Genomic DNA, 13,983 nt, shown 5'->3' with positions numbered 1-13,983 from the left:
GTTGTCTCTGGTTTCGGTTGTTGCGTTCGCGTGGGCAAGGAAGCCGCGGAAACTGCGATTATCGCGCGCGTGCGTTATTTTGCGTGGCCGGTGTGAGCGGCGACGGGCGTCGTGCTCGTACCGACGCTGCTGACCGCAGCCGGCGCGGCGCGCACCGCAGTCTTGCGGCCGATCACCACCGTGACGATCACCGCGGCTGCGTAGAGCCACGTCGATCCGCTCACGTGCTCGCCGAAGAAGAGCGCGGAAAACGCCATCGTGAAGAAAATCTGCAGCAGTTGCACTTGTCCGACGCGGGCGATGCCGCCCATCGCGAGTCCGGCGTACCACGCGAAGAAGCCGATGAACTGCGAAAAGAGCGTGACGTAGCCGAACGCGAGCCACGTGCGCAGCGCGAGCGGCTCCGGGTGCGCTGCGTGATGCGCCCACGCGAGCCAGCCCACCGGCAGCAGGAGGAACGGCGCGGACAGCACGAGCGCCCAGCAGATGACCTGCCAGCCGCCCATCTGACGCGCGAGCCGCGCGCCTTCCGCATAGCCGAGCGCGCCGATGCCGACCGCGACGAGCATCAACAGATCGCCCGCCTGCAAGCCGCCGCCGCCCGCCTGCAGCGCAAACGCGACGACGATCGCGCTGCCCGCCACCGCGCTCGCCCAGAACGCCTTCGACGGCCGTTCGTGCGACAGCCACGCCGCGTAGATCGCCACGCACAGCGGCTGCAAGCCGTTCACGACCGCACCGTGCGACGCGGGCACGGTTTTCATCGCCCAGGCGGAGAACACCGGGAACGCGATGATCACGCCGAGCGAGACGACCGCGAGGCTCTTGACCTGCGGCCACGTCGGGCGCTTTTCACGCCGCCACGCGAGCAGCAGTGCCGCCGGAATGGCCGCGACGAGCGCGCGCCCGAGGCCGTTCAAAAGCGGATGCACTTCCTGCACCACGATGCGCGTCATCGGCAGCGTCAGGCTGAAGATGACGACGCCGATCAGGCCGAGCAGCATGCCTTCGGTTTCGCGGGTTCTCATCGTGGGGCGTCTCCTTTCTTGTGCTTCATTCGGGTGTGTCGAGTGTTTCGGGAGAAAGCGGCAGTTCGGGCTGCGGCGCGTCTTCGTCCGCTTTGCGGGCTTTCGCGCGGCGGCGTTTGTTCGACGCCTGCTGCGTTTCTTCCTGCGCGCGCCGGGCCGCATCCGACGATTCGGCGGTTTCGCCGAGCGTCACGACGGAGCCGTCCGGCAACTCGAATTCCGCGACGAGCACGGGTGCGCCCGCCGTCGCTTCGACGCGCATCAAATGCGCCGCGCCCAGCCACGCGAGCTGCTCGGCGACCGCCTCGGCGTTCGGGTGATAGCCCGTCAGCGAGCGCAGCAGGATGCCGGTTTCCGGCAGCACGCCGCTCGGATGCCGCGGCGTATCCCACTGAATCAGCGAGGGCAGCAGGCCGTCTCCGGCGCCTTGCCAAGCGGGGAACGCCCCGTCGTCGGGAACAGTGAGGCCCCACGTATTGCCGCCGCGCGACATCGCGACGACCGGCGCAATGCGTTGCGGATACTGCTCCTGCCAGCGCGCAAGCGACTTCGGACGCTCGACGCGCGCGACCCAGTGCACGAGCTGCGGACCGTCGGCGAGGCGCGCCTGCATCGCCGGGTCATCGAGCGCGAAGAGGCGTGCGCGCGGCGCTTGGCGCGGCGGCGCACCCGGATCGACGGCGATCACTTCGAGATACGCGCCGCCCCACAGATTCAGAAGCCGGTTGTGCGTGCCCATCTGCCCATGCGCGCCGCCGGGCGATGTCTCGACGCCGAACCTGGCGGCGACGAACTGCGCGCCTTCTTCGAGCGTGCGCGCGGCGATCACGAGATGGTCGAGTTTCAGCGGATGAGCGGTCATGGCTTGCGTGAGGCAGTAATCGGGGGGCGACAGCATAACCCCGTCTGACGTCCGTACCGGTCGCGGGAAAGCAAAATGTAGCGGTAATCACCAGAACAGTAACGGTACAATCGGCCTGATCCCATTCGGTACAGTTTTCGCCCATCCGTACGCTGATCCGTCCGCCGAGGTCCGCATGTCCGTTCCGCTCGACCAGATTCCCGCCCCGCACGACGCCGAGCAGCTCACGCTCGTCGATCAACTCGTGCAGTGGGGCCGACGCCGCATCGACGAGCGCGTGTTCCGGCCCGGGATGCGCATGCCGTCCATCCGCAAGCTCGCCATCGACAAGGGCGTGTCGCGCTTCACCGTGGTCGAGGCATACGAGCGCCTCGTCGCGCACGGCTATCTGGATTCGCGGCGCGGCTCGGGCTTCTACGTGCGCGACCGCATCACGCCGGCGTCGCCGGGGGCGCTGGCCGCCTCGCAACGAGAGCCGGTGCAGAGCACCATCGACGTCGTCTGGCTCTTGCGCAACATGCTGCACACGGCGAGTCCGGAGAAGGGGCCGGGGCTCGGGTATCTGCCGTCGCGCTGGCTGGATGGCGAACTCATCACCAACGCGCTGCGCTCCATGAGCCGTCTCGCCGGCGCGCAAATGCTCGGCCTCGGCACACCGCACGGTTTCCTGCCGTTGCGCCAGCAATTGCAGACGCGGCTCGCGGAACTCGAGATTGGTGCGTCGGAGCAGCAGATCGTGCTGACCTCGGGCATCACGCAGGCCATCGACCTGATCGCGCGCATCTACGTGAAGCCGGGCGATGCGGTGATCGTCGGCGATCCCGCGTGGTTTCAGATGTTCGGCCGCTTCGCGTCGCAGGGCGCGCGGCTCGTCGGCATGCCGTACACGCCGCAAGGCCCCGATCTCGAGGCGCTGGAAACGCTCGTCGCCACGTGGCGGCCGAAGATGCTCATCGTCAATTCGGTGCTGCACAACCCGACCGGCACGTCGCTGACGGCGGCGCAGGCGTTTCGCATTCTGCAGCTCGCGCAGGAGTACGACTTCATCGTCGTGGAGGACGACGTCTACGGCGACCTTTGCCCGACGGGCTTCGCCGCCACGCGCCTCGCGTCGCTCGATCAGTTGAAGCGCGTGATCTTTCTCGGCAGCTTCTCGAAGACGCTCGCCGCGAATCTGCGCGTGGGCTACGTCGCGGCCTCCGTGGACGTGGCCAACGCGCTCGCCGACCAGAAGATGCTCGTCGGCATGACAAGTCCGGAGCTGAACGAACGCGTCGTCTACAAGGTGCTGACCGAAGGCCACTACCGGCGGCATGTCGAGCGGCTGCGCGCGCGGCTCGACACCGTGCGCGACAAGACCGCGCGTATGCTGGAAAGCACTGGGCTGCGGCTTTTCACGACGCCCGAGGCGGGCATGTTCCTGTGGGCCGACGCGGGCGTCGATTCGGATGGTCTAGCCGCGGCGGGTCACGAAGCCGGATTTCTGCTGACTCCCGGCAGCCTGTTTTCGCCGCAGCAGTCGCCGACGACGTGGATGCGTTTCAACGTCGCCAATTGCGGCGATCCGGCGCTGCCCGCGCTGATCGCGGGCCATCTGGAGAAGGTTGCGCGGCGCTCGGTCTAGCGGCCGCCCGGCAGATGGCGTCGTGAAAACGGCGCGTCGAGGAAATCCGCGAGCACGGTTTCATAGCACGCGAGGGCATCGGGCGCGTGCCGGTAGCGATGTTCGTAGAGCGCGCCGGGCGCATCGCAGAACTTGAGCGCGAAATAGTCCGCGAGCAGATTGCCTTGCGCTTCCATGTTGAAGTCGGACAGGCGCTTCTCGGCGCCGAGCGCATACCCGTAACCGAGCCCGATTCGAATCGCGCCGCGCACGCGCACCCAATAGCCGAGCTGGAACTGCCACACGTGCGTCATCTCGTGGATGAACCACATATGGTCGCCGATGCCGCACGCCGAGAAGTCGTCGCGATGGCAGGCGCGCGGAAAGTAGAGGCTGCCGTTCGGCGCCATCGCGGTGTGCGGCGGCTGCAAACCGAAGGGCAGGTACGCTCGCGCGTGAACGCGGACGGTCGAATAGTCGATGGCATCGCGAAAGACGAGGCGCGCCATCGCGATTTCGCCGGGCGTGAGCGGGCGGGAGCGGCGGTCGGGCGTGAGCATGTCGTTCGGCGGGCTTGGAAGTGGCGCAGGCGCATCTTATCGAATGCAACGCTCGACGCTCTTGAAATCGCGCGGGCCGGCCTCATATCGCACGAATTCGCCGGACGGCGCGCCGAAAGACGCGGCATCGGCCGGCGGCCCGACAGCATTTGACGACATCAACCAGAGGACCCGACCATGGCGCAAGAAACCATGAGCTTTCAGGCGGAAGTGAAGCAGCTTCTGCACCTGATGATCCATTCGCTGTACAGCAACAAGGAAATTTTCCTGCGCGAACTGATATCGAACGCGTCGGACGCGGCGGACAAGCTGCGCTTCGAAGCCATCGAAAACAGCGCGCTGTACGAGAGCGATCCCGATCTGCGCATCCGCGTTTCCTTCGATAAAGCCGCGCGCACGATCACCATCGACGACAACGGCATCGGCATGAGCCGCGACGAAGCCATTTCGCACTTGGGCACGATCGCGCGGTCCGGCACCAAGGAATTCTTCTCGAAGCTCTCCGGCGACCAGCAGAAGGACGCCGCGCTCATCGGCCAGTTCGGCGTGGGCTTTTACTCGGGCTTCATCGTCGCGGACAAGATGACGGTCGAAACGCGCCGCGCCGGTCTGCCGGCGAGCCAGGGCGTGCGCTGGACGAGCGCGGGCGAGGGCGATTTCGAAGTCGAGGACATCGAGCGCGCGCAACGCGGCACGACCATCACGCTGCATCTGCGTGCCGACGAGGACGATCTGCTGTCGTCGCATCGGCTGAAATCGATCATCCAGAAGTACTCGGATCACGTCGCGCTGCCCATTCTGATGAAGAAGGAAGAATGGGACGCCGAGACGAGCGAGATGGTCGTGAAAGACGAGGACGAGACCGTCAATCAGGCAAGCGCGCTCTGGACGCGCCCGAAAAGCGAGATCACCGACGAGCAGTACAAGCAGTTCTATCAACACATCTCGCACGATCACGACGAACCGCTCGCGTGGACGCACAACCGCGTCGAAGGCCGCAGCGAGTACACGCAACTGCTGTACGTGCCGAAGCACGCGCCGTTCGATCTGTGGAACCGCGAACATCGCGGCGGCCTGAAGCTCTACGTGAAGCGCGTGTTCATCATGGACGACGCCGAGCAACTGCTGCCCGCGTATCTGCGCTTCGTGAAGGGCGTGGTCGATTCGGCGGATCTACCGCTCAACGTCTCGCGCGAAATCCTGCAGGAAAGCCGCGACGTGAAGGCGATCCGCGAAGGCGTGACCAAGCGCGTGCTCTCGATGCTCGAAGAAATAGCGACGTCTTCCGCCGAAGCAACCGAAGACGCCGATAAGGAAAAGTACGCGACTTTCTGGCGCGAGTTCGGCCAGGTGCTGAAGGAAGGCATCGGCGAGGATTTCAGCAATCGCGAGCGCATCGCGAAGCTGGTGCGCTTTGCATCGACGCAAAACGACAGCGACGTGCAGAACGTGTCGCTCGCCGACTACGTCGCGCGCATGAAGCCCGAGCAGACGAAGATCTACTACGTCACCGCCGACAACTGGCAGGCCGCGAAGAACAGCCCGCACCTCGAAGTGTTTCGCAAGAAGGGCGTCGAAGTGCTGCTGCTGACGGATCGCGTCGACGAGTGGATGCTGTCGTTTCTGAACGAGTTCGACGGCAAGCCGCTTGCGAGCGTGGCGCGCGGCGACCTCGACCTGGGCGCGCTCAACGACGAGGAAAAGCAGCAGCAGGAGAAGGTCGGCGAGGAGATGAAGCCGCTCGTCGAGAAGATGAAGGAGGCGCTGGAAGGCAAGGCGAAAGACGTGCGTCTCACCTTCCGCCTGACCGATTCGCCGAGCTGTCTCGTTGCCGACGAAGGCGACATGAGCGGCTATCTGCAGCGCATGTTGAAGGCGGCGGGGCAGAAGGCGCCGCAAGCGGAGCCGATTCTCGAAGTGAATCCTGACCATCCGCTCGTCAAAGCGCTGAATGCCGATAGCGCGAATTTCGCGGACTGGTGCCATCTGCTCTTCGATCAGGCGCTGCTGGCCGAAGGCGGGATGCTGGAAGATCCGGCGAGCTTCGTGAAGCGGACGAATGCGTTGTTGCTGGCGCATTAAGCGTTATTGAAACGCGCAGGGAAGAACGCGCTGCCGGGTGAGCCGGCAGCGCCTTTTTATTTGGCCTTGCGTTCCTTCGTCGATTGCGCGAGCACCGATGCGGCGAGCGTCTTGGTCTCTTGCGAATACTTCGCGCTGTGCAGCACTTCGCTCGCCTTGTGCTCCATCCGGGCGCTCGTCTGCTTCGAGGAATGCGCTTGCGCGAGTGCGGAGCCCGCCAATTCGTTCGCGATAGCGGAAGCCTTCGGATCGTGCAGTTTTGCGGCGGCGAGATGCGCGACCTTAGGCGAGGTTTGCTTCGTGTTTTTCGTCATTATGATGTCCTCAACGTTTCTTGCTATGCCGGCGCTCGACGGCGCGCGGATTCGATAGTCTCCCCCGCCCGGGCCCCGCCCGCCATACGATTCATCCGAACCGGAGGCCGGTTTTATAATGGCCGCCATGCTGATTCCCAACGATCCCGTCGATGCCCACTGGCGCATCGCGCCGCATCCTGTTTGCAGTGACGATCAGAAAGACTGGCTTACGCGTGGCGGCTCGTTGACTGCCCACTTGCGCACGCTCGGCGCCGTGACGGTCGAGGTCACGCGCGAAGCCGTCGATAAACCGTGGCGCGACGAATGGCGCGCGCTCGGCGGGACGCCGCGCACGCCGGTCTGGACGCGCGAAGTCGTGCTGAAGGTGGATGGCGTGCCGTTCGTCGCGGCGCACAGCATCGTCGCGCTGTCGCACAGCACGGGGGTGTGGCAGTCCATGCGCCGCTTGCGCACGCGCCCGCTCGCCGAGCTTCTATATAGCGACAGCGGCGTGTCGCGTTCGCTGCTCGCGAGCCGCGTGCTCACAGCGTGGCATCCGCTGTACCGGCTCGCGGCGATGCAGGCTCAGGCGAGCCACACGCTCGTCGCGAGGCGGTCGGTGTTCCTGCGACACGGCGCGCCCCTGATGGTCACCGAATGCTTTCTCGATGCGCTCTGGCGCGCGCTCGCATCGCGCGATGCAGCGCATGCTGCGCATCGGGAACATGCGCGGGCATACGAGCATTTGAGTTCGTATGCGAAGCGCGTCGCGCACGGCGAAGCGCGATGAAACTCGCGGGCTTCCCCCCAGTCGGCGACGCGCATACGCATACGCTCATTCTCGGCAGTTTCCCGGGCGTCGCGTCGCTCGCGTCGACGCAGTACTACGCACATCCGCGCAATCAGTTCTGGCGCCTGGTCGGCGCGGTCATCGGCGAACCGTTGCACGAACTCGCTTATGAAGAACGGCTCGCGCGCGTGATGAAGCACGGCATCGGCTTGTGGGACGTGCTCGCCGCATGCGACCGCGAAGGCAGCCTCGATAGCGCGATCCGCAATGCATCGCCGAACGATTTCGTCGTGTTCCGCGAACGCTTTCCGAAGCTACGCAAGGTGTGCTTCAACGGCAAGACATCGGGCAAGTTCGCGCCCGTGATTGCTGCGGCGGGTTACGCCACGCTCGTGCTGCCGTCGTCCAGTCCCGCCAATGCTATCCTCTCGTTCGATCAAAAATTGCGCATCTGGCGCGACATTCTCAGCACACAATGACGACTCTCATCAAGCGCGCATCGGCCGAAGCGCGTGCGTTCAGCCGCAAGAAAGGCAGCAAGCATCGACACGACGAGGACGATCTCGCCAACGCGCCGCGCATCGACGCGCCGCGCAAACCGCGCTTCGCGCCCGTGACGTTTTCCGAAGAAGGTGGCGTGCGCTATCTGCATTTCGGCACCGAATGGGTGCAAGGCGCGATGCGCCTCAGAAAGCCCGATCACATCGAACTGGAATACGCGCAGCAGATGATGGCGTGGCTGCTGTTCATCGAGACGCCCGAGCGCATCGTGCAACTGGGGCTCGGCGCGGCGGCGCTCACGAAGTTCTGCTATCGGTATCTGAAGCGCGCGAAGGTCGAAGCGGTCGAGCTGAATCCGGCAGTCGTCATCGCCGCCCGCGCGATGTTCGAACTGCCTTACGACGACGCGCGCCTCACGGTGACCGAGCGCGACGCGTGGGAGTTCGTCAACGATCGCGCGAATCACGGGACCATCGGCGCGTTGCAGATCGACATTTACGATGCCACCGCGCGCGGTCCGGTGCTCGACAGCGTGTCGTTCTATCGCGCGTGCCGCGCGTGTCTGACGCCGCAAGCGGGCGTGGTGACGATCAACCTCTTCGGCGATCACCCGAGCTTCGTGCGCAACATGCGCCATCTGAACGAAGCATTCGATCATCGCGTGATCGCGCTGCCCGAAGTTCACGACGGCAATCGCGTGGCGATTGCGTTCGCCGGTCCCGCGCTCGACGTGCCCTTCGCCGCGCTCGGCGAACGCGCGAAGCTCATCGAAACGCAAGTGGGCTTGCCCGCGCGCAAATGGGTGAAGGGGCTTGCCGAAAGCGCGGAGTTGCCGTTGAGCGGCTCCTTCTCCATCTGAAAGCAAGCGAATCGGGCAGGGCGCTGACGCTTTTCAGCGCCTTTCACATCTGGGGAATGCTCGGGATTCTCCCTGCTTGACCGTGTTTTGGCGGTCCCTATACTCCTCCTGTTATTTCGGGGCGCTTTCTGCAGCGTGTCGTCTGCGCGAGCGCCGCACCGGACGGCTCCGCGGGCCACGGCTCGAAGCAAATGCTCAAAAACAAACTGGAGACCATCATGGCTCAAGATCCGGGCCGCACTGGACAACCGCGCAACAAGCATTGGCTCTGGCTTCTGATCCTTCCGTGGATCGGCGTGGTGTGGGTGCCGTTTTACAACAAGATCGAACCCGTGCTGTGGGGCTTCCCGTTCTTCTACTGGTATCAGCTTCTCTGGGTGCTGGTGAGCGCGGTCATCACGGCCGTCGTCTACAAGAAAACCAAGGCGCTGTCGTCCGGCCGCGCGGGGCAAGGCCAAGGAGGCGCGCGATGATGAACGTCACCGCAACTTTCGTATTCGTTCTGTTTTTCGTCGGAGTGACGATTCTCGGTTTCATCGCGGCGCACTGGCGCAAGGCCGATCTCGGCCAACTCGACGAATGGGGCCTCGGCGGCCGGCGCTTCGGCACCATCGTGACGTGGTTCCTGCTCGGCGGCGATCTCTACACGGCGTACACCTTCGTCGCGGTGCCGGCGCTCGTGTTCGGCGCAGGCGCGACGGGCTTCTTCGCGCTGCCGTACACCATCCTGATTTATCCGTTCGCGTTCGTGGTGTTCCCGAAGCTCTGGAGCATCGCGAAGCGCCACGGCTACGTGACCGCCGCCGACTTCGTGCACGCGCGCTACAACAGCCGGATGCTCGCGCTCGCCATCGCGCTGACGGGCATCGTCGCGACCATGCCGTATATCGCGCTGCAACTCGTCGGCATCGAAGTGGTGATCGGCGCGCTCGGTTTCAGCACACAGGGCTTCGTGGGCGACCTGCCGCTCATCATCGCCTTCGCGATTCTCGCGGCGTACACGTACACGTCCGGCCTGCGCGCGCCCGCGATGATCGCCGTCGTCAAGGACGTGCTGATCTACATCACCATCATCGCGGCGATGATCGTGATTCCCGCGCAACTCGGCGGCTTCGGGCATATTTTCGGTAACGTGCCGCCCGCGAAGCTGCTGCTGAAGGCGCCCGACGCCGCGAGTCTGAACGGCTACAGCGCCTACGCGACGCTCGCGGTCGGCTCGGCGCTCGCGCTCTTCCTGTATCCGCATTCGGTGACGGCCATTCTCTCGTCGAACTCGGGCAACACCATCCGCCGCAACATGGCGCTCTTGCCCGCGTATTCGCTGGTGCTCGGGCTGCTGGCGTTGCTCGGCTACATGGCGCTCGCCTCCGGCGTGAAGGACATGCCGGAGTACGCGTCGTACTTCAAGGCTTACGGCGCGAACTTCGCGGTGCCGGCGCTCTTCCTGCACTACTTCCCGTCGTGGTTCGTGGGCGTGGCCTTCGCGGCCATCGGCATCGGCGCGCTGGTGCCGGCCGCGATCATGTCGATCGCAGCGGCCAATCTCTACACGCGCAACGTGCACCGCGAGTTTCTCAACCGCTCGATGACGCCCGAGCAGGAAACCAACGTCGCCAAGCTCGTGTCGCTGATCGTGAAGGTCGGCGCGGTCGTGTTCATTCTGGCGCTGCCGCTCACCTACGCGATTCAGCTTCAGTTGCTCGGCGGCATCTGGATCATTCAGACGCTGCCCGCGCTCGTGCTCGGTCTCTATACGCGCGTGCTGGATCATCGCGGTCTCTTGATCGGCTGGGCCGTCGGTATCGCCGTCGGCACGTGGATGGCCGTCTCGCTCCAGCTGAAGGGGTCGATTTTCACGGTGCACATGTTCGGCTACGCGGTGCCGGGCTATGCGGCGGTGTGGGCGCTGATCGTCAACCTGATCGTGTCGGTCGGCGTGAGCGTGCTGGTGCGCGCCATCGGGCTGAAGCGGTCTGACGACCGCACGCGGCCCGAGGACTATCTGGACGTCGTGGAAAGCTGAAGCCGGCGCCGCGTCGCATGACGCGGCGGCGTGTCTGATACGCTAACGCCCGTAATCTGCCGGAGCCTCCGGCCGTTGCGGGCGTTTTGTTTGACGCCCGCTGATCGACACACGGCATACCGACGCGAGCGACTCATGTTTTCATCGACATCGGCGTCAGCGGGCAAAAGCCGCGCGATGCGGCTGTTCCACGGCCTGGCCTCACCGTTCTTCCGCTATCGGCACGCGAAGATGATCCACGCCGTGCGCGTCGCGCTCGGCATGGCGACGTCCTTTCTCGTCACAACGGGCATCAATATTCCGCACGGCAGCTGGGCGTCGGTATCGCTACTCGTTGTGGTCGGCGGTTTGCAGCACTACGGCAATATCCGCAAGAAGGCGGCGGAACGCGCGCTCGGCACGGCGCTCGGCGCGGGCATCGGACTGGTGCTGATTCTGGTCGAGACGCTCTTCGGTTCGCCCGCGCTGTTCTTCATTCTCATGTCGGCCATCGCGGGGGCGTGCGCGTACTACGCCATCGGCAAGGCGGGCTATGTCGCGCTGCTCACGGCGATTACGATGGTCATCGTCGCGGGCCACGGTGATTCGCCGTTCGATGTCGGCTTGTGGCGGACGGCGAATGTGCTCATCGGCATTGCCATCGCGTTGGCGTTTTCTTTCGTGCTGCCGCAGTACGCGACGTATTCGTGGCGCTATCGGCTCGCCGACAATCTGCGCGAATGTGCGCGTCTCTACGGCGCATTGCTCGATGGCAAGCCTTTGATGGCGGAGGAAACCGCGCGCCGCTTCTTCGCGATGAGTCAGCGTCTCGTGCAGTCGCGCGCGCTGATGGAGTCCGTCGCGAAGGAAACGCATGTGCCGCTGACACGGCTCGAAGAAATTCAGCGGCTGCATCGCTCGATTCTCGCCGCGCTGGAAATGCTGGTGACGTCGATGCCGGACATGTCGCAGGCGTCGCGCGGTTTTGCGCCCGATTGCACGGCGCGCGAGCAGGAGGCGCGGCAGAAGCTGCTGAAAATGGCGCGCGCGCTGCGCTTCGGGCGCGTCGGCTTGCTGTACATGCGCGCGGACGCCCATGCGAACACGAGCGCGAAAGCAGAAGAGGGCGATGAATCGACGCAGGGCATGCACTGGCTCGCGATGCGTTTCGCGGAGCAGGTGGATCGCTTGCGGCTGCGTCTGAGTGAGATCGAGCGTCAGTGGAACATCGAGGGCGCGCGGCCGCTTCGCGGCTGACGCGCCGGGCGCTCAGGCCTGCGGCGCCGCGTTTTGCTGCGGCTGCGGCGGTTGCGGCGATTGCGGCGCTCCGGCCGATTCCACCGCGTTGACGACGTTAATGAGCCAAGGCACACCGAAGCGGTCTTTGAGCATGCCGAAGCCCGCCGTGAAGAACGTGGACTGCCATGGCGTGAGCACCGTGCCGCCTTCGCTCAATGCATTGAACGTGCGCTCGCCGGACGCGGCGTCTTCGGCGCCGATAGACAGCGTGAAACCGTGGTAGTCACGCTGCGGCTGACCGAACTGGCCGTCCGACACCATGATTGCCGTGCCGCCCACGCTGAAGAGCGCGTGCATGACTTTGTCGTGCCATTCGGCGGGCACGTTCGCGGCGTCCGGCGTGTCGCGGAAACGAATGAGCGTTTCAATTTGCGCGCCGAACGCGGCTTGATAAAGCGCGAGGGCGTCCGCGCATTCTCCGTTGAAGAAAAGATACGTATCCAGTTGCATTGACTGCTTCTCCGAGCCTAGGCGGCGCTCCCGCCAAAGCACGAAAGTCTATTGCAACCGGATGCCGCGCCAACTCGGAGAAAGTCAATTTACGTCAAAAATCCCGCAAGACCGTATTCGTCCGAATGTCGTCGCGGCAGACCATCGCGGAGGCGCGCAGCGCGCGCCCCGGCCGTCGCTTACTGCAACGCGGCGATCAGCTTTTCGAGCTTGATGGCGTCGGCGGCGAACGCGCGGATGCCTTCCGAGAGCTTTTCCGTCGCCATGGCGTCTTCGTTGAGCGCGAAGCGGAACGTCGGCTCGTCGACGCTGATCTTCTCGATGCTCTCGTTGTCCGCCTGCTCCGGCGACAGCTTGCGTTCGACCTTCTCGTCGCTGTCCGCCAGTTTCTTCAGCAGGTCCGGGCTGATCGTCAGCAGGTCGCAGCCGGCAAGTTCGGTGATCTGGCTCACGGTGCGGAAGCTCGCGCCCATGACTTCAGTCTTGTAGCCGAATTTCTTGTAGTACGAGTAGATGCGGCGCACCGACTGCACGCCCGGATCGTTCGCGCCGCCGTTCTTGACTTCGTCCCATTCGGCGCCGGCCGACTTCTTGTACCAGTCGTAGATGCGGCCGACGAACGGCGAAATGAGCTGCGCGCCCGCTTCGGCGCACGCCGCGGCCTGTGCGAGCGAGAAGAGCAGGGTCATGTTGCAGCGGATGCCTTCCTTCTGCAGCACTTCGGCCGCGCGGATGCCTTCCCACGTCGACGCGAGCTTGATCAGCACGCGCTCGCGCTTGATGCCCGCGCCTTCGTACAGCTTGATGATTTCGCGACCCTTGTCGATGGACGCCTTCGTGTCGAACGAAAAGCGTGCGTCGACCTCGGTCGAGACGCGCCCCGGGACGATCTTCAGGATTTCGGTGCCAAAGGCGATCAGCAGATGGTCGATGATCTGGCCCATCGGCTTGCCGGCGTGCTCCTTGACGGTTTTCTCGAGCAGCGGCTTGTAGTCGTCCTTCTGGACGGCCTTCAGGATCAGCGACGGATTGGTAGTCGCGTCCTCCGGCTTGAACTGAACGAATTGCTGGAAGTCGCCCGTATCGGCAACGACGGTGGTGTATTGCTTAAGCTGGTCGAGAGCGGATGTCATGTCGAGTCGTCGGCGCCATGCGCCTTGTCAAATTGCGGTAACCCGCGGGGTGTCCATGATCGCGATGCCGCAAAGCGCCTTGACGGCGCAGGGCTCGCCCCTACTGCCAATGTCTCATTCTAGTCCTGCGCGTGCGCTTCGCGCTTGCGGCGTGCGCGGCGCTGGTTCGACCGGAAGCGCGGCGTGGCGTTCCGTCGCCGGCCGGGCGTCATGCGTCAGTCGATGGCGTAGGCGAGTTCGTGCCAGCGCCGCACCGTGCCGGAGCCCAATTGACCGCGCGCAAAGCGCATCTTGCGGACTTCGTCCAGCGCGTGCGCGTCTTTTTCGGGATCGCCGCAGCTCATCTTCAGGACGACGTCCTGAACGTGGCCGGCGTCGTCGAGCAGCACGCGGACGATCGTCTTGCGCTTCTGGGCGCCGGGCGGCGCTGTGCGCGCCAGCAGTTTGTCGAGTAAAGCCATCTTCGTGATTCGGAAATGCGGTCGTAATTCATCGACGCGGAGAACGTCCGCCCGATT

At 64.6% G+C, this 13,983-nt stretch carries 14 protein-coding genes and 1 pseudogene; 8 read left to right on the top strand and 7 right to left on the bottom strand.

Features of this window, described 5'->3' with window-relative positions:
* Positions 1 to 74 precede the first annotated feature (74 nt).
* The gene (locus P9239_RS13815) at positions 75 to 1,028 is read right to left on the bottom strand and encodes a DMT family transporter (protein WP_309751726.1); all 954 of its coding nucleotides are present in this window, start codon (positions 1,026 to 1,028) and stop codon (positions 75 to 77) included.
* A gap of 199 nt (positions 1,029 to 1,227) precedes the next feature.
* Positions 1,228 to 1,890: pseudogene (locus P9239_RS13810) on the bottom strand (VOC family protein); the annotation flags it as partial.
* Positions 1,891 to 2,065: 175 nt separating this feature from the next.
* On the opposite strand from P9239_RS13810, the gene P9239_RS13805 reads away from it, so the two are divergent.
* Positions 2,066 to 3,514: a PLP-dependent aminotransferase family protein gene (locus P9239_RS13805; protein ID WP_309751723.1), complete on the top strand. Its 1,449-nt coding sequence runs from the start codon at positions 2,066 to 2,068 to the stop codon at positions 3,512 to 3,514.
* On the opposite strand, the gene P9239_RS13800 is transcribed toward P9239_RS13805, so the two are convergent.
* Entirely contained in the window at positions 3,511 to 4,053 is a 543-nt protein-coding gene (locus tag P9239_RS13800) for a Rhs element Vgr protein (protein WP_309751721.1), read from the bottom strand. The genes P9239_RS13805 and P9239_RS13800 overlap by 4 nt on opposite strands.
* A gap of 177 nt (positions 4,054 to 4,230) precedes the next feature.
* Here P9239_RS13800 and htpG point away from each other — a divergent pair, with 177 nt between their 5' ends.
* Positions 4,231 to 6,135 carry a molecular chaperone HtpG gene (gene htpG, locus P9239_RS13795; RefSeq protein ID WP_309751720.1) on the top strand — a complete coding sequence of 635 codons (1,905 nt, stop codon included), beginning with the start codon at positions 4,231 to 4,233 and terminating at the stop codon, positions 6,133 to 6,135.
* A 56-nt stretch (positions 6,136 to 6,191) separates the two neighbouring features.
* Here htpG and P9239_RS13790 read toward each other — a convergent pair whose 3' ends face one another.
* Complete coding sequence (locus tag P9239_RS13790; protein ID WP_309751718.1) at positions 6,192 to 6,449, bottom strand: hypothetical protein; 258 nt, start codon at positions 6,447 to 6,449, stop codon at positions 6,192 to 6,194.
* 127 nt (positions 6,450 to 6,576) lie between these two features.
* Between P9239_RS13790 and P9239_RS13785 the strand changes: the two genes are divergently transcribed.
* The 6 genes from P9239_RS13785 to P9239_RS13760 all read left to right on the top strand — a co-directional run bounded on the left by P9239_RS13785 (position 6,577) and on the right by P9239_RS13760 (position 11,840).
* The gene (locus P9239_RS13785; RefSeq protein WP_309754042.1) at positions 6,577 to 7,221 is read left to right on the top strand and encodes a chorismate lyase; all 645 of its coding nucleotides are present in this window, start codon (positions 6,577 to 6,579) and stop codon (positions 7,219 to 7,221) included.
* Positions 7,218 to 7,700, top strand: a complete 483-nt coding sequence (locus P9239_RS13780; RefSeq protein WP_309751716.1) for a DNA-deoxyinosine glycosylase — start codon at positions 7,218 to 7,220, stop codon at positions 7,698 to 7,700. The genes P9239_RS13785 and P9239_RS13780 overlap by 4 nt, the downstream gene beginning before the upstream one ends.
* Positions 7,697 to 8,581: a spermidine synthase gene (locus P9239_RS13775; protein ID WP_309751712.1), complete on the top strand. Its 885-nt coding sequence runs from the start codon at positions 7,697 to 7,699 to the stop codon at positions 8,579 to 8,581. The genes P9239_RS13780 and P9239_RS13775 overlap by 4 nt, the downstream gene beginning before the upstream one ends.
* Positions 8,582 to 8,799: 218 nt before the next feature.
* Positions 8,800 to 9,054, top strand: a complete 255-nt coding sequence (locus tag P9239_RS13770) for a DUF3311 domain-containing protein (protein ID WP_175939874.1) — start codon at positions 8,800 to 8,802, stop codon at positions 9,052 to 9,054.
* The gene (gene mctP / locus P9239_RS13765) at positions 9,054 to 10,604 is read left to right on the top strand and encodes a monocarboxylate uptake permease MctP (RefSeq protein ID WP_309754041.1); all 1,551 of its coding nucleotides are present in this window, start codon (positions 9,054 to 9,056) and stop codon (positions 10,602 to 10,604) included. The genes P9239_RS13770 and mctP overlap by 1 nt, the downstream gene beginning before the upstream one ends.
* Positions 10,605 to 10,739: 135 nt before the next feature.
* The gene (locus P9239_RS13760) at positions 10,740 to 11,840 is read left to right on the top strand and encodes an FUSC family protein (RefSeq protein WP_309751707.1); all 1,101 of its coding nucleotides are present in this window, start codon (positions 10,740 to 10,742) and stop codon (positions 11,838 to 11,840) included.
* 12 nt (positions 11,841 to 11,852) lie between these two features.
* Here the strand turns inward: P9239_RS13760 and P9239_RS13755 are convergent, their stop codons facing one another.
* The 3 genes from P9239_RS13755 to P9239_RS13745 form a co-directional block, all read right to left on the bottom strand.
* On the bottom strand, positions 11,853 to 12,332 hold the full coding sequence (locus P9239_RS13755; RefSeq protein ID WP_309751705.1) for a VOC family protein: 480 nt from the start codon (positions 12,330 to 12,332) through the stop codon (positions 11,853 to 11,855).
* A 179-nt stretch (positions 12,333 to 12,511) separates the two neighbouring features.
* Positions 12,512 to 13,465, bottom strand: a complete 954-nt coding sequence (tal, locus tag P9239_RS13750; protein WP_309751703.1) for a transaldolase — start codon at positions 13,463 to 13,465, stop codon at positions 12,512 to 12,514.
* Positions 13,466 to 13,680: 215 nt separating this feature from the next.
* On the bottom strand, positions 13,681 to 13,926 hold the full coding sequence (locus P9239_RS13745) for an energy transducer TonB (protein WP_309751702.1): 246 nt from the start codon (positions 13,924 to 13,926) through the stop codon (positions 13,681 to 13,683).
* Positions 13,927 to 13,983: the final 57 nt, after the last annotated feature.

Source organism: Caballeronia sp. LZ062 (genome assembly GCF_031450785.1).
In the GTDB taxonomy this organism is placed as follows: Bacteria; Pseudomonadota; Gammaproteobacteria; order Burkholderiales; family Burkholderiaceae; genus Caballeronia.
Note: the sequence above shows the minus strand (reverse complement) of the source record. Positions and strands in the feature narration are given on the sequence as shown.